Origin of the sequence: Bradyrhizobium sp. WSM1743, assembly GCF_000473065.1 — a bacterium.
Taxonomy (GTDB): Bacteria; Pseudomonadota; Alphaproteobacteria; order Rhizobiales; family Xanthobacteraceae; genus Bradyrhizobium.
On the sequence record NZ_AXAZ01000066.1, the window covers coordinates 1 to 15,350 of the forward strand.

Consider the following 15,350-nt stretch of genomic DNA (forward strand, 5'->3'; position numbering starts at 1 on the left):
CCCGCCAGGCCCCTCCAACCGGTAGCGATCCAGCCACTTGTAACCGGTCTTGCGACTGATCTCGTAGCGCTCGCAAAGCTCCGTCATCGTCCACAAGCCGGTTCGCTGTTCCGATATGAAGCGTACCCGTTGGTCCATTGCACAGCTCTCTCGCCAAGGCATCGGCTGATCCTCCCAGCCGATAGAGAACTGTCACCCGTCCATCCGGTCTACTGTGTTACCAATCTATCCGGTTTGGACACCGAACTTCCTTCTCCCCTTGTGGGAGAAGGTGGCGCGAAGCGCCGGATGAGGGGTATCTCTCCGCGCATTCATATGAGAGAGTTGGATTCGCGGAGAGCTACCCCTCACCCGTCTCGCCGCATTGCGGCGAGCCACCCTCTCCCACAAGGGGAGAGGGTGCAGCCAGCGCGTGGCGCGAAGAAACTACTCCTCCTCGTCCTTCTTCCGCAGCAGATCCGTCGCGAGATCCGACAGCTTCGGCTGCGGCAGCGCCGCGAACGGTAGCGGCCTCGTGACGTCGATCGCGGCGAGGCCAAGCCGCGCCGTCAGCAGTCCATTGAGCACGCCTTCACCCAATCGCTGCGACAGTTTTGCCGCGATGCCGTGGCCGAGCATCTGCTGCACCAGGCTGTCGCTCGCGGCCATGCCGCCGGTGATGGCGAGGTGGGCGATGACGTGGCGGAGCAGGCGGATCATGCCGAGCGCGCCGGGACGGCCGCCATAGAGATAGGCGAGCTGGCGGATCAGGCGCAGCGCGGCGACGAACACGAACAGCACGTCGATCGCCGCGCGCGGCGAGACCGCTGTGACGATCGAGACCTTTTGCGCCGCTGACGACACCAGCCGGCGCGCTTCCGCGTCCAGCGGCGACATCAACTCGCGCTCGGCGAGCCGGATCATGTCGGCGCCGTCGATGATCTCACCGGCGTGGCTTTCCAGCGTCGCGCGCGCTCGAGCAAGCTGCGGGTTCTGGTGCGCGATCTTGAGCAGATCCTGCACGATGACGCGGCTCTCCTTGCGATCGTCATTGGCAAGCACCGCGGCCGCGCGCTGATGCAGCTTCTCGATCGTGGTAAGGCGCGCCAGGCCGAATGCCTCGCGCCCAATCACCACTGCGAGCGCAAGCGCGGTGACGAACGCGAAAGCAAGGCCGACGAAGCCGAGGCTTTCGCTGCGCGCAAACAGGTCCTCGATCAAATGGATCACGCCGAGCCCGACGCCGAGCAGCGTCAGCCCGGCGAGGCCGGACCAGAACAGCGTGCCCCACGGGAAGCTGCGCCGCGCCGGAAGCGCGGCCTCGATCGGCACCGGCAACGCCTGAGGATCTGGCTCCGGCGTGATCTGGATCGTCGCACGGCCGAGCCGGCTGATCTCATCCGCTTCGGTGACGACGACGCCGGGATCATCCAGCCGGAACGTCGCCGGCCGCCGTGGCTTCGATCGATCGTTCATGACAGCTTGTCTCCGATCAGGAACTGCAAGGCACGGTCGAGGCGGATGTGTGGCAGCGCCGGCTCTTCGTTACCCTCGCGCTCGAGCTTTGGCGGGCGGAAGCGCAGGAAGCGGAAATCGCTTGCCCCGGCGGCCTCCGTCGCGAGCCCACGGAACGCATCCGCACCGTTGAACAGCGGCTCGGGATCGACGGGCAGATCGCCCGGAAAGGTCGCAACTTCCGTGTTGCCGTCGAAGAACTCGCCGCCGGCGCTTTCGCCCGCGACCGGCGTTCCCAGGATCGACGGCAATTTGTCGCGGCCATGCGCCACCTGCGCTTCGCGCGTGGCGCGCACGGCGGCCAGCGCCACGACGTCGATCTCTGCACCGGTATTTTCCGCGCGCGCAACGGCGCCCGAGACGGCGCGGCGCAGCACGGCCTCGAGACGGTCGTGGCTGAAATGATGCAGATGATCGGCCTTGGTCGCCGCGAACAGGATGCGGTCGATGCGCGGCCGGAACAGGCTGGAGAGCAACGTGCTGCGGCCGATATTGAAGCAGTCGAGAATGCTGGCGAGCGCGGCTTCGAGATCGTGCAGCGCATCGGGGCCCGAGTTGAACGCGGCGAGCGCATCGGCCAGCACGATCTGACGATCGAGCCGCGCAAAATGATCGCGGAAGAACGGCCGCACCACGACGTCCTTGTAGGCTTCGAAGCGCCGCACCATCATCGCCCACAGCGATCCCTCAGGCGCCTGCCCGCCGGCGGGCACGTCGAGCGGCGCAAAGGTCAGTGCCGGCGTATCAGCGAGATTGCCGGGCATCAGGAAGCGGCCGGGCGGCAACAGGCTCATCGCAAACCGCTCGTCGCGGCAGGCGCGCAGATAATCGGTGAAGAGCCTTGCGGCCGCCAGCGTCGCCTGCTCGTCCTCGCGCGCTTGGGGCTTGAGCGTTGCGAGATGGGCGTGCCACTCGGTCGCGAGATGCGCGCGCGGCGCCTCGCGCGACAGCGCCAGGCTCTCCGCCGACCATTGCTCGTAGCTTTTCTGGAGCAGCGGCAGGTCCAGCAGCCATTCGCCGGGATAGTCGACGATGTCGAGCGTCAATGTGCGGTCGGCGCCGTTCGGACGCTGGTAATCGATCACGAGCCTGAGCTCGCTGATATCAACGGTCGAGTTCGGCCAGCGCCGCTCCTCGATCAGCGCGCGCAGATGGCCTTCATAGGCAAAGCGGGGGACGGCGTCGTCCGGCTGCGGCGCCAGATGCGCCCGCGCGATGCGGCCCGAGGCATAGGCCTCGAACACCGGAAACCGGCCGCCGCGCGTCAGCCCATGGATCAGCGCGGTGATGAATACGGTCTTACCGGCGCGCGACAGGCCGGTGACACCAAGCCGCACCGTCGGATTGAAGAAATGCTCGCCATAGTCGATCAGCGCCCGCGCCGACAGCCGCGCCTCCTCGACCATATCCTGGAAACTGAATGCCATATGAACGTGAGGGATCTCGGGCGAGGGATACGCAAAATGGATTAGTCACAAAAGTGGCAATTGCCTGAGGAAAATCAAGCTTTCATACTTCCACCGCCTTTGTCGGCAAATCAGCCGTTTGAACGATGCGCCGATCCCGAAAGACCCATACAAGAGGCATTGCCACGCTTTGCGGATTGCCATGACCGTCTTCCAAATGAAACAGTTCGCGTCGAATTCCGTCCACGCCGCAGCCGACGCGATCGGCTGGAACTACGACCGCGCCGAGCTGATCGCTGACGGCATCATCCATGCGATCGGCGTGCTCTCCGGCATCATCGCCGCGACCGTGCTGGTGGTGCTGGCGGCGGTCTATGCCGATGCCACCGACATCGTCGGCGTCTCGATCTATGTCGCTGGCCTGCTCTCGATGCTGGTGCTGTCGGCGACCTATAATCTCTGGCCGGTGTCGCCGGCCAAGTGGCTGCTGCGGCGGTTCGACCATTCCGCGATTTACCTGCTGATTGCGGCGACCTACACGCCGTTCATCCTGGAGCTCAAGGACAGCGTGTTCGCGCGGGTGCTGCTCGCCGGCGTCTGGTGCGTCGCCATTCTCGGCATCGTGTTGAAGCTCTTCTACCCCGGCCGGTTCGACCGCGTCTCGGTCGGCATCTACCTCGCGATGGGCTGGAGCGGCATGATGATCTACGATGCCGTGGTCAGGGCTCTCCCCGCGTTGGTGCTGGGCTTCATCCTTGCCGGCGGCCTGCTCTACAGCTTTGGCGTGATCTTCCACGCCTGGCGGCGGCTGCGCTTCCAGAATGCGATCTGGCACGGCTTTGTCTTGGCCGGCGCGGCATGCCATTATACCGCGGTGCTCGACCTCGTGTTGAGCTGAGCAGCCCGCGACGCGGAAGAGGCGGCGCGATATAGCGGTACAAGACAAGAGGAGACGTCGCATGCAGGTGACCGGCAAGGTCGTGGTCGTCACGGGCGGCGCAAATGGCATCGGCAAGGCGCTGTGCGAGGCCTTTCACAATGCGGGCGCCGCCAAGGTCGTCGTCGCAGACATGGACGCCGCCAATGCGAGGGCGGTCGCGGCCATGGTCGATGGCGCCGCCTTCAAATGCGACGTCGCGCAGGAAAAGGACATCGCCCACGTCATCGAGGAGACCGAGCGGCAGTTCGGCCCGATCGAGCTGTTCTGCTCCAACGCCGGCATCGGCGGCGGCTTCGATCCGATGTCGGAAAATGCCGGCGGGGCCTCGGATGAGCCCTGGCAGCGCAGCTGGGCGATCCACGTCATGGCGCATGTCTATGCGGCGCGGCATCTCATCCCTCGCATGAGGGCCCGCGGCGGCGGCTATTTCCTCAACACCATCTCGGCCGCAGGCCTCTTGTCCCAGGTCGGCAGCCCCGCTTATTCGACGACCAAGCACGCCGCAGTAGGCTTTGCCGAGAATCTCGCGATCTCGCACAAGGCCCACAATATCAAGGTCTCGATCCTTTGCCCGCAGGGCGTCGACACCAACATGCTGCGCTCGATTCCCAAGGGCCCGCAATCCGGCGACGGCGACCTGACGCCGGAGCAAGTGGCGAAAGACGTGCTCGCCGGCCTCGAGCAGGAGACGTTCCTGATCCTGCCGCACCCGCAGGTGCTCGGCTACATGCGCAAGAAGACCGAGAACTACGACCGCTGGATCGGCGGCATGGCCAAGATCCAGGCGAAGATGCGGGAGGAGTTCGGGAAGTGACCTTTAGGTCATCCCGGGGCGGTCCGTAGGACCGAACCCGGGATCTCGAGATGATGGGTTGCGTATTTACGCCACAGTGGTGCCAAAAGCCCGGTGTCGTCCCTGCGAAAGCAGGACCCATAACCACAGGGAGAGGTTTGGCGAAGACCGGCAGTTGTCCTTCCGTGGGACTAACACCACTCCCTGACCGCTAGATCACGCGGTATGGGTCCCGGCATTCGCCGGGACGACACCGGTGATTACGCCACCGCCTCCTCCTCCATCCGGCTCTGCCTGAGCGCCCGCGCATAGAGCATCATGCCCTCGCGCACCTTGCGCTGCTCTGTCTCGGTCAACGCCGCCAGCGCACCGCGCACCTGCTGCCGGCCGAACGCATGCAGCGCCTCCAGCGTGCGCCGGCCCTTCGCCGTCAGCGACAGCAGCTTGCTGCGCGCATCAAGCTCGTCCGGCGTCTCCCTGAGCTCGCCGCAATCGATCAGCTTGCGCACCAAGCGGCTGACGCTGGATTTCTCCAGGCGTAGGAAGTCGCCGAGCTCGCCCGATGTCATCGGGCCGCGGATGCCGATCTCCAGGATGGTGTGGACCGCCGAGGGCGGATAGTCCGAGGCCGCGACCGTCGCGTCCATGAAGCCGAGCTCGCGCACCATCAGGCGCGAGGCGGCGCGGATGTCGTCGATCAGCGAAAGCTCGGCCATGGCTTGACTCTGCCCATATAGTTGTATCATACAACTATATGGGCGCAACGCCGCGCGCAAGCGTTTTGGAGTGGACCATGAGCGAAACTTTGCCAACCGGGATGCGGATGAGGGGCAAGGTCTGCCTGGTCACGGGCGGCGGCAGCGGCATCGGCCGCGCCACGGCGCTAAGAATGGCGGCCGAAGGAGCCGAAGCGATTTTCGTTGCCGGCCGGCGCGAAGCCGAGATCGACGCCACCGCCTCAGCATGCCGCGAGCTCGGTGTGGAGGCCGTCCCGGTCAAGACCGACATCACGAAAGAAGATGAGGTCGCGCGTCTCGTCGGCTCAGCCGTCGAGCGTTGCGGCCGGCTCGACGTTGCCTTCAATAATGCCGGCTTTCAGGAGCGCCGCGCGCCGCTGGAGGAACAGGGCACGGAGATCTACGACAGCGTGTTCGACACCAATGTCCGCGCGCTGTTCCTGTGCCTGCGCCACCAGTTGCCGGCGATGCTGGCGCAGGGGCGCGGCAGCATCGTCGTAAACGCCTCAGTGAGCGGTGTGCGCAATCCCAATCCGGGCTTCTCGCTTTATTCGGCCTCCAAGGCTGCCGCAATCTCGCTGACGCGCTCGGCAGCGATGGAGAACGCCCCGCGCGGCATCCGCATCAACGCCATCGCCCCCGGCCGTGTCGTCACCGACATGATGCTGCGCGCCGGGGTCGGCGATGTCGCGACCGTCAGCGCAGGCCTGCCGCTGCGGCGAATGGGGAGCCCGGAGGAGGTGGCGGAGGCCGTGGTGTGGCTGTCGTCGGATGCGTCGTCCTACGTGGTCGGGCACGTGCTCGCGGCGGACGGGGGATTTTTGGCGTCGTGATGTCGCCCGGATGGAGCGAAGCATAATCCGGGGCCGACTCGTTTGTGGCACGATTCCCGGATTGCGCTGCGCTCCATCCGGGCTACCCATTCCCTTAATGCTTTTGCCCGTACAGCACCGGCACCGCTGAATCCACGACGACCTCCACGAGGCTGGTGCCTTCGTGCGTCATCCCGCGCTTCAGTGCCTCGCCGAGCTCCGCCGCCTTGCTCACCCGCACCGCATCGCAGCCCATGCCTTCGGCAAGCCGGACGAAATCGATCCCCGGCAGCTCCAGCCCCGGCACGTTCCGCACCTGCATCACCTGGCTGAACGAGCGCATCGCGCCGTAGCCGGAATTATTGATGACGACGATGGTCAGCGGCAGCTTGCGCTGCGCGGCGGTCCACAGCGCCTGGATCGAATACATCGCCGAGCCGTCGCCGATCAGGCAGACAGTGCGCTGCTTCGGCTTGCCCAGCGCCATGCCGACAGCCGCGGGCAGCGAATAGCCGAGGCCGCCGCTCGCCATGGTGTAAAAACTGTCCTGGCCGCGCATCGGCAGGAATTTTTGCATCGCCGGCCGGTGCGAGGGCACTTCCTCGACCAGTGATGCGCCGTCGGGCATCGCCTGCGACAGCGAATGCAGCAGGAATTCGACTGGCAGCGGATCGGCGGCCTGCGGCGCCGGCGGCAGCGTGCGGCCCTTTGGCGTGGCGCGTTTGCTCTCCGGTAACAGGTCGAGCAGCATGGTTAGTGCAGGCGTCATCGTCGCGATGATGCTGGTGCCGACCGGTGTCACCGCGGCGGCATCCGGATCATCCGTGATCTGGAACATGGTCGTGCCGCCATCGAAGATCGCGGCGTGACCCTCGACATGGAAGGTGAAGACCGGAGCGCCGATGACGACGACAAGGTCGTGCTCGCGCAGCGCATCGGAGAGCTGCGCCGGCGAAGCGTGCAGGAAGCCCGCAAATTGCGGATGCCGCTCCGGGAACGAGCAGCGCGCCGAGAACGGGCTGACCCAGACGCTGGCCTTGGCCTTCTCGGCGACGCGCACCATGAGATCGACCGCACCGGCGCGGTCGACGCCGGGGCCGACCACGAGGGCAGGGTGTTTTGCCGACCCGAGTGCTGCGACCAGCGCCCTCATCACGTCAGGCTCGGGCCCGATCTCGCGGCTGACCTTGCGCGCCTCGAGCGGCGCGCATGCGTGCGCCCAGTCGTCGATCGGGATCGACACGAAGGTCGGCCCGCACGGCGGCTGCATCGCGGTGTAATAGGCCCGCGCGATCGCGGCCGGCACGTCCTCGGGCCGCGCCGGCTCGACGCTGTACTTCACATAAGGCCGCGGAAACTCCGACGCGCGCTCGGCATAGAGGAACGCCTGCAAGGGAAGGATCGAGCGCGCCTGCTGGCCGGCAGTGATCACCAGCGGCGTCTGGTTGCGATGCGCAGTATAGATGTTGCCGAGCGCGTTGCCGACGCCGGCCGCCGAATGCAGATTGACGAAGCCGGCATTGCGCGTCGCTTGGGCATAGCCGTCGGCCATGCCGACCGCGCTGGCCTCCTGCAGCGCCAGCACATAGTCGATGTCGTCGGGCCAATCGCTGAGGAACGGCAGCTCGGTTGAACCAGGGTTGCCGAACACCCTGTCGATGCCGAACGCGCGCAGCAGGTCGAGCGTCGCCTGCTTCACGGTGACGGACTTGCTGCCGGTCTTGCCGTTCTTGGCCATGGTTTCCGTCCCCTGTTGTTGATTGACGCTAGCAGCCCCAACCCGTCATTGCGAGGAGCCCTTGCGACGAAGCAATACAGACTATCTCTGCGGAGGGATTCTGGATTGCTTCGCTGCGCTCGCAATGACGATGGAGACAGCAGCGTATCACCACACCGCCGTGCCCTTCATCGTCGGCTGTCCCTCCGCATTCGCAGTCCACAGCTCCATGCCCGCGTCGGTCTCGTTGGCGTTGACCGAAAACTCCGTGCCCTCGAACAGCGGCTGTAGACCGCGATACGAAAACTTCTTCGGCGCCTTGCCGCCGCGCAAGCGTGCTGCCATCTCGATGATGAGCGCGGCCTGCAGCGGCCCATGGAAGATCAGGCCCGGATAGCCCTCGACCTTGGTGACATAGTCACGATCGTAATGGATACGGTGGCCGTTGAAGGTCAGTGCGGAATAGCGGAACAGCAGCACAGGATCGGAGACATGGGTCTCGCGGTGCTGCGCCTTCGGCGGCGGAGCCTTGGCGGCGGCGGGCGCGCTGCTCGTCATCTCGCGATAAACGATATCCTGCCGCTCGCGGATCGCTGGGCCGCGCGGCGAGGAGATGCTGTGCTCGACCGAGACGAAGCACAGCGTGCCGGTCGAGCCGGATTTGACCTGCACGTCGGCGATGCGCGAGGTCCGCGTCGATTCATCGCCGACGCGCAGCGGCTGCAGGAACTCGATCTCGCCGCCGGCCCACATCCGGCGCGGCAGCGGCACCGGCGGCAGGAAGCCGCCGCGCGTCGGATGCCCGTCGGGGCCCAGCATCGACATCGGAAACACCGGCTGCGCCAGGCACCAGTGCACCGTGAACGGTGCGGCCTCGCCTGCCTTGGGCTCGCCGACCTCCTGGAACAATGTCGCGCGCAGGCCCTTCACGAGCTGCGCCGTGACGATGTCGGTGGCCTCCGTGCTGCGGCCGATCCATTGCCGCAAATGATCGATGTCGAGCTTCTCGGTCATGGCGCCTCGCTCTTGTTACTTGGACTGGGGACGTTCGCCGATGGCGGGCACTGGGCCGTAAGAGCGCGTCTCGCCGACGATGATCGGCGCCGGCGCGGGATAGCTGACGCGGCCGTTCGGCGTGTCGACCTCGATGCGGCGCAGATGCGGATGCTTGGTGAGGTCGGCCATGGTGTTGACCTCGGCGAAGGCGATGTCCGCGTCCGACAGACGCTTGAGCAGCTCGTCCCGCGTCATCCGGCCGAAGCTGTCCGCGACCGTCCTGTCGGTGAAGTCGCGGTTGCGCACCCGCTCGACCATGTTGGCGACGCGCGGATCGGCCGGCAGATCAGGCTGGTCCAGCACCTTCGCGCAGAGCGTCTTCCACTCGCGCTCGCTTTGGATCGAGATCAGGATGTCCTTGCCGTCCTTCGAGGTGAACACGCCATAGGGCGCGATCGAGGGATGGCGCAGACCCATGCGCTTGGGCGGATTGCCGGCCTCGGCATTGAGCAGCGGCACGGTGCACCAGTCCGCCATCACGTCGAACATGGAGATGCGGATGTCGGCGCCCATGCCGGTGCGCCCGCGCGCGATCAGTGCTTCCAGGATCGCCGCATGCGCGGTCGCGCCGGTCGCAACGTCGACGATGGACATACCGACGCGCGAGGCGCCGTCGGGGTTGCCGGTGATAGAGGCGAGCCCGCTCTCGGCCTGGATCAGGAGGTCATAGGCTTTGCGATGGGCGTAAGGGCCTTCGTCGCCATAGCCGGTGATCGTGCAGGAGATCAGCTTTGGATAGTCCTTCAGAAGCCGCTCGCGCGAGAAGCCGAGCTTGTCCATCGAGCCCGGCTTGAGGTTCTGGATCAGCACGTCGGCGCTGGCGATCAGCTTCTCCAGCTCGGCGCGGCCTTCCTTCGTCGTGAGATCGACCACCGCCGATTGCTTGCCGCGGTTGAGCCAGACGAAATAGCTGCTCTGGCCCTTGGCGGCTGCGTCATAGCCGCGGGCGAAATCGCCTTCGGGCCGCTCGATCTTGATCACCTCCGCGCCGGCATCCGCCAGGCGCGAGGAGCAGAACGGCGCCGCCACGGCCTGCTCGACCGCAATCACCCTGATCCCCTCAAGTGCTCCCATGGCGCAACCTCAGTACGAGCGCGGCATGCCGAGCACATGCTCGGCAACGTAGGACAGCACGAGGTTGGTCGAGATCGGCGCCACCTGATAGAGCCGCGTCTCGCGGAATTTGCGCTCGACGTCGTATTCCTCGGCAAAGCCGAAGCCGCCATGGGTCTGGATGCAGGCGTTGGCCGCTTCCCAGGACGCATCGGCAGCTAACATCTTGGCCATGTTGGCCTCCGCGCCGCAGTCGAGCCCGGCTTCATATTTGCTCGTCGCCTCCTTCACCATCAATTCGGCCGCGCGCATCGAGGCGTAGGCCTTGGCGATCGGGAACTGGATGCCTTGATTCTGGCCGATCGGCCGGCCGAAAACGCTGCGCTCCTTGGCGTAGTTCGTCGCCTTCGCGATGAACCATTTGGCGTCGCCGACGCATTCGGCGGCGATCAGGATGCGCTCGGCGTTCATGCCGGAGAGGATGTAGCGAAAGCCCTTGCCTTCCTCGCCGATCAGGTTCTCCGCCGGCACTTTCATGTCGGTAAAGAACACTTCCGTGGTGGCGTGGTTCATCATGGTGCGGATCGGGCGGATCTCGAGGCCGTTGTTCTTGGCCTCGCGCATGTCGACGATGAACACCGAAAGCCCATCCGTGCGCTTCTTGACCTGCTCCTTCGGCGTGGTGCGCGCCAGCAGCACCATCAGATCGGAATGCTCGGCGCGGCTGGTCCAGATCTTCTGGCCGTTGACGATGTAGCTGTCGTTGCCTTCCTTGCGCGCAAAGGTCTTCAGCGAGGAGGTGTCGGTGCCGCTGGTCGGCTCGGTGACGCCGAAGGCCTGCAGGCGCAATTCGCCGCTCGCGATCTTCGGCAGGTATTTTGCCTTCTGCTCGGCATTGCCGTGCCGCAGCACGGTGCCCATCGTGTACATCTGGGCGTGGCAGCCGCCGCCATTGCAGCCTGCGCGCTGGATCTCTTCCAGGATCGCGGCCGCGGCCGAAAGCTTCAACCCCGCGCCGCCATATTCCTCGGGGATCAGCACCGAAAGATAGCCCGCCTTAGTCAGCGCATCGACGAAAGCCTTTGGGTAGGCCATCTCGCGATCGAGCTTGCGCCAGTATTCGCCGGGAAACTGTGCGCAGAGCTTTGCGACGGCCTCGCGAATATCGGCATAATCTTCGGTGTGGTGGTCTTCACTCATGGCGTTTCCAGTTCTTAGCGGCAGTTAAGATAACGCCGGCCGATCCTCAGGCGTTGTGAAAACAACGCTCGCCCCCTATGCTCATTTGTTATAGCGTATGGAGTAGCCTTCCAGGATTGGCAAGCATGGATTTCCGGCAGCTCAGGACCTTCAGTTGCGTGGCGGAGCTCGGCAGCCTGTCCAAGGCCTCCGACACCTTGCGCGTGGCGCAGCCGGCGCTCTCCAGGCAGATTAAGCTCTTGGAACACGAGCTGCGCACCGATCTGTTCACCCGCAACGGCCGCGGCATGGTGCTGACCGAGGCCGGTCGCCTGCTGCTCGCGCGCACCTCCGGCATCGTGCGGCAGATCGATCAGATCCGCGACGACATCCAATCGTCCAAAGGGCCGCCGTCCGGCCAGGTCGTGCTCGGCCTGGTTCCAACCGTCAGCTGCGTGCTGTCGGCGCGCTTTGCGCGGCGCTGCGTCGAAAGATTTCCCGGCATCTCGCTGCGCATCGTCGAGAGCTACAGCGGCCATCTCGTCGAATGGCTGCATCGCGGCGAGATGGATCTCGCCATCCTCTACGGCCGCTCGGCCGACCTGCATCTCAACGTGCAGAGCCTGGGGCGCGACAACATCGTCGCCGTCGGCCCGCGTGGCTGCGGGCTGGCGCGCAAGAAGAGCGTCGATGTCGGCTGGCTGCTGCGGCAGCGCCTGGTGCTGCCCAGTCATTCCCACGGCCTGCGCGCGCTGATCGAGCACGCCGCCGCCCAGCGCAAGATCAAGCTCGACGTCCAGCTGGAAGCAGATTCGTTCCGCGTGCTGACGAGCCTCGTCGAGGAGGGCCTCGGCTTCGCGCTGCTGCCGCCGTCCTCGGTCCACGGCGAGGTCGCGGACGGGCGGCTGGAAACCGCGCTCGTATCCAAGCCGATGACGCGCGAGCTCATTTTCGCTTCTCCGATCGACCGCCCGGCCTCGACGGCCTCGCTGGCCATCACCGCGTTATTGCGCGAGGAGGTCGCCGCCTGCCGCAAGGATGGGGTGTGGGACATCAAATTGAGTTAATGCGCCGATGTCGTAGAACAGTCGGGCGCCATCTTGCCTTCGCATCTGGCGCAAGCTGTCATGCCGGAATTTTATAGCTGAGGTGCCGCCGCGCTTGCTGCGGCCAATGTGATACGCGGAAGTCGCCTCGTCATTGCGAGCTAGCGAAGCAATCCAGAAATCCATCCGCGGTGACAGTCTGGATTGCTTCGTCGCAAGGGCTCCTCGCAATGACGGAGGATGGAGCTCAGCCCGGAATCCTCGCCGGCAGCGACTCATACCCCTTGATGAAGCTCGAATAGATCCGCTTCGGCTCGCCGACCACCTCGATGCGGTCGAACCGCTTCAGCATCTCCTCCCAGACGATGCGCAGCTGCAGCTCGGCGAGGCGCATGCCGACGCAGCGGTGGATGCCGAAGCCGAAGGAGAGGTGGGTGCGCGGTCGCGGGCGGTCGATGATGAACTCGTTCGGGTTCTCGAACATCTCTTCATCGCGGTTGCCGGAGACGTACCACATCACGACGCGGTCGCCCTTTCTGATGTGCTTGCCGCCGATCTCGGTGTCTTGCAATGCGGTGCGCCGCATATGCGCGAGCGGCGTCTGCCAGCGGATCACCTCCGGCACCATGGAGTCGATCAGATCAGGGTTGGCGCGCAGCTTGTCGTATTGCTCCGGGTTCTCGTTCAGCGCCAGCACCGAGCCCGTCATGGTGTTGCGCGTGGTGTCGTTGCCGCCGACGATGAGCAGGATGATGTTGCCCATGAGGTTGTCGGGATCCATGTGGCGCGTGGCCTCGTTATGCGCCATCAGCGACAGCAGATCGTTGCGCGGCGCGGAGTTGACGCGCTCGTTCCACAGCTTGGACATGTAGGCATAGCACTCGTCCATTTCGCGGCGGCGCTCTTCGGCGCTAGCGACGATGCCGCTCTTGGGTAGCGCGGTGGAGACGTCGGACCAGCGCGTCAGCTTGCGCCGCTCCTCCCAGGGGAAGTCGAACAGGGTCGCCAGCATCTGCGTCGTCAATTCGATCGAGACGCGCTCGACGAAATTGAAGGTCTCGTTGCGCGGCAGATTGTCGAGCACGGTCTGCGAGCGCTGGCGGATCAGCTTTGCCAGCTCGTCCAGGTGTGTTGGCGTGAACATCGGCGACACCGTCTTGCGCTGCGCCGAATGCCGGGGCTGGTCCATCGCGATGAAGCTTGGATAGTCATAGCCTTCCGGCACGTCGCGGATCGAGATGCCGCCGAGCTTGGAGTCCGAGGAAAAGATGCCGTGATTGGTGTCGACATGCATGATGTCGTTGTATTTCACCACCGACCAGTACGGCTCGATCGGCGCGTTGGTGCAGTAATGCACCGGCTCTTCCTTGCGCAGCCGCTCGAACCACGGCCACAACGTATCGTCCTGGAACAGCCGGGGCGCGCCGGGGTGGAATTGCGACAACGGCGTCGCATAGGCCTCTTTGCGCGCCCTGCGCATGCGTTCGGCCTTGTCTGACTTGACCGGGGTCTGGATGTTCATCGTGGCGTGCTCCAGTGCTTCTGCTTAACCTCTCCCGCTTGCGGGAGAGGTCGGCGCGTAGCGCCGGGAGAGGGCTCCTTCCTCTTGGGGAGTCTTCGTTGTCGAGACACCCTCTCCCCAACCCTCCCCCGCAAGCGGGGGAGGGGGCGCAGCTTCCTCGTGGATATCGTTCGGGCTCATCTTGCTGCAAATCTACGCCGCAATCTTCACCGGCAACGCCTCCAGTCCCTTCACGAAACTCGAATAGACCCGCCTGGGTTCGCCGACCACTTCAATATGGTCGAACCGCTTGAGAATTTCTTCCCAAATAATCTTGAGCTGGAGTTCGGCGAGCCTGAGGCCGACGCAGCGGTGGATGCCGAAGCCGAAGGAGAGATGCGTGCGCGGGCGGGCGCGGTCGATGATGAAGTCGTAGGGCTTTTCGATCACCGCCTCGTCGCGGTTGCCCGAGACGTACCACATCACGACCTTGTCACCCTTCTTGATCTGCTTGCCGCGGAACTCGAAATCGGAGAGCGCCGTGCGCCGCATATGCGCCAGCGGCGTCTGCCAGCGGATTACCTCGGGCACGAAACTGTCGAGCAGATCGGGATTGTCGCGCAGCTTGCGATATTGCTCCGGATGCTGGCTCAGCGCGAGAAGCGAGCCCGACATCGTGTTGCGGGTGGTGTCGTTGCCGCCGACGATCAAAAGGATGAGATTGCCGAGGAAGTTCTTCGCGTCCATGTCGCGCGTCGCAGCGCCATGCGCCATCATCGACAACAGGTCGCTCTTCGGCGGCTGTTCAATGCGCTCCTTCCAGAGGCGGGAGAAATAGGCCGCGCATTCCGTCAGCTCGGTCTGCCGCTCGTCCTCGGTCGCGACGAGGCCGTCGGGACCGGGAATGGTGGTGGCGATGTCCGACCAGCGCGTCAGCTTGCGGCGGTCTTGCCATGGGAAGTCGAACAGCACCGCGAGCATCTGCGTTGTGAGCTCGATCGAGACGCGGTCGACCCAGTCGAACACCTCGCCGCGCGGCAGGTTGTCCAGGCACTCGGCCGAGCGCTTGCGGATGTTGATGGCGAGATTGTCCAGGTGCGTCGGTGTGAACATCGGCGCCACGGTCTTGCGCTGCGCCGCATGGCGCGGCGGGTCCATCGAGATAAAACTCTCGCGGCGCAGATCCGGGTCGATGTCGCGGATGGTGATGCCGCCGAGCGTGGAAGCCGAGGAGAACACCGAATGATTGGTCTCGATCTCCATGATGTCGTTGTAGCGCGTCACCGACCAGTAGGGGCCGAACATCGAATCCCTGCAGTAGTGCACCGGATCTTCCCGGCGCAGCCGATCGAAATACGGCCAGAACGTATCGGTCCTGAACAATTCCGGATCGCCCGGATCGAACTGCTCCAGCGGCAGTGAGGTGGCGCGCTCGCGCAATGCGTCGAGCTTGGCCGCGCTCTCGATGGTCCCATGCATGACCGTTCTCCCCGGATATAAACCGCGCGTCGTTGAATTCTGCGCTGCGGTATTTGATTTGCAATTACAGCCGGTTGTCCGCGCCGGGGCAAGGGAGAGTTTTGCCACATCCAACCTTCACGAGAGCGTCGAACGGC

14 protein-coding genes are annotated in these 15,350 nt (G+C 64.9%); 4 read left to right on the plus strand and 10 right to left on the minus strand.

All coding sequences use genetic code 11. The features are described from left to right. From YU9_RS51205 to YU9_RS0130080, 3 genes are all read right to left on the minus strand, one after another. A partial coding sequence (locus tag YU9_RS51205) for a helix-turn-helix domain-containing protein (RefSeq protein ID WP_036018526.1) occupies positions 1 to 162 on the minus strand: 162 nt, incomplete at its 3' end. A gap of 264 nt (positions 163 to 426) precedes the next feature. After that, the gene (locus YU9_RS0130075; protein ID WP_027576118.1) at positions 427 to 1,455 is read right to left on the minus strand and encodes a YcjF family protein; all 1,029 of its coding nucleotides are present in this window, start codon (positions 1,453 to 1,455) and stop codon (positions 427 to 429) included. Then, a complete protein-coding gene (locus YU9_RS0130080) occupies positions 1,452 to 2,921 on the minus strand; it encodes a YcjX family protein (protein ID WP_027576119.1) in 1,470 nt (489 codons plus the stop codon). Before YU9_RS0130080 ends, YU9_RS0130075 begins: the two co-directional genes overlap by 4 nt. 181 nt (positions 2,922 to 3,102) lie before the next feature. Between YU9_RS0130080 and YU9_RS0130085 the strand changes: the two genes are divergently transcribed. Together YU9_RS0130085 and YU9_RS0130090 are read left to right on the plus strand one after the other, a co-directional pair. Then, positions 3,103 to 3,798, plus strand: coding sequence for a hemolysin III family protein (locus tag YU9_RS0130085; protein WP_027576120.1), 696 nt, complete (start codon positions 3,103 to 3,105; stop codon positions 3,796 to 3,798). A 61-nt stretch (positions 3,799 to 3,859) separates the two neighbouring features. Further along, positions 3,860 to 4,654, plus strand: a complete 795-nt coding sequence (locus tag YU9_RS0130090; protein WP_027576121.1) for an SDR family oxidoreductase — start codon at positions 3,860 to 3,862, stop codon at positions 4,652 to 4,654. Between the two features lie 239 nt (positions 4,655 to 4,893). On the opposite strand, the gene YU9_RS42940 is transcribed toward YU9_RS0130090, so the two are convergent. Continuing rightward, positions 4,894 to 5,349, minus strand: a complete 456-nt coding sequence (locus tag YU9_RS42940) for a MarR family winged helix-turn-helix transcriptional regulator (RefSeq protein WP_036018529.1) — start codon at positions 5,347 to 5,349, stop codon at positions 4,894 to 4,896. A 77-nt stretch (positions 5,350 to 5,426) separates the two neighbouring features. On the opposite strand from YU9_RS42940, the gene YU9_RS0130100 reads away from it, so the two are divergent. Beyond that, complete coding sequence (locus YU9_RS0130100; protein WP_027576122.1) at positions 5,427 to 6,203, plus strand: SDR family NAD(P)-dependent oxidoreductase; 777 nt, start codon at positions 5,427 to 5,429, stop codon at positions 6,201 to 6,203. Between the two features lie 94 nt (positions 6,204 to 6,297). On the opposite strand, the gene mdlC is transcribed toward YU9_RS0130100, so the two are convergent. The 4 genes from mdlC to YU9_RS0130120 all read right to left on the minus strand — a co-directional run bounded on the left by mdlC (position 6,298) and on the right by YU9_RS0130120 (position 11,208). Further along, a complete protein-coding gene (gene mdlC / locus YU9_RS0130105) occupies positions 6,298 to 7,920 on the minus strand; it encodes a benzoylformate decarboxylase (protein ID WP_027576123.1) in 1,623 nt (540 codons plus the stop codon). A gap of 147 nt (positions 7,921 to 8,067) precedes the next feature. Beyond that, positions 8,068 to 8,913 (minus strand): MaoC family dehydratase N-terminal domain-containing protein, encoded by an 846-nt coding sequence (locus YU9_RS0130110; protein WP_027576124.1) that lies wholly within the window; start codon positions 8,911 to 8,913, stop codon positions 8,068 to 8,070. A gap of 15 nt (positions 8,914 to 8,928) precedes the next feature. Beyond that, positions 8,929 to 10,029 carry a CaiB/BaiF CoA-transferase family protein gene (locus tag YU9_RS0130115; protein WP_027576125.1) on the minus strand — a complete coding sequence of 367 codons (1,101 nt, stop codon included), beginning with the start codon at positions 10,027 to 10,029 and terminating at the stop codon, positions 8,929 to 8,931. A 9-nt stretch (positions 10,030 to 10,038) separates the two neighbouring features. Continuing rightward, positions 10,039 to 11,208 (minus strand): acyl-CoA dehydrogenase family protein, encoded by a 1,170-nt coding sequence (locus YU9_RS0130120; protein ID WP_027576126.1) that lies wholly within the window; start codon positions 11,206 to 11,208, stop codon positions 10,039 to 10,041. Between the two features lie 125 nt (positions 11,209 to 11,333). On the opposite strand from YU9_RS0130120, the gene YU9_RS0130125 reads away from it, so the two are divergent. Continuing rightward, positions 11,334 to 12,254 carry a LysR substrate-binding domain-containing protein gene (locus tag YU9_RS0130125; RefSeq protein WP_027576127.1) on the plus strand — a complete coding sequence of 307 codons (921 nt, stop codon included), beginning with the start codon at positions 11,334 to 11,336 and terminating at the stop codon, positions 12,252 to 12,254. A gap of 226 nt (positions 12,255 to 12,480) precedes the next feature. Here the strand turns inward: YU9_RS0130125 and YU9_RS0130130 are convergent, their stop codons facing one another. After that, the gene (locus YU9_RS0130130; protein ID WP_027576128.1) at positions 12,481 to 13,755 is read right to left on the minus strand and encodes a cytochrome P450; all 1,275 of its coding nucleotides are present in this window, start codon (positions 13,753 to 13,755) and stop codon (positions 12,481 to 12,483) included. A gap of 192 nt (positions 13,756 to 13,947) precedes the next feature. Then, positions 13,948 to 15,213: a cytochrome P450 gene (locus YU9_RS0130135; RefSeq protein ID WP_027576129.1), complete on the minus strand. Its 1,266-nt coding sequence runs from the start codon at positions 15,211 to 15,213 to the stop codon at positions 13,948 to 13,950. Positions 15,214 to 15,350 lie beyond the last annotated feature (137 nt).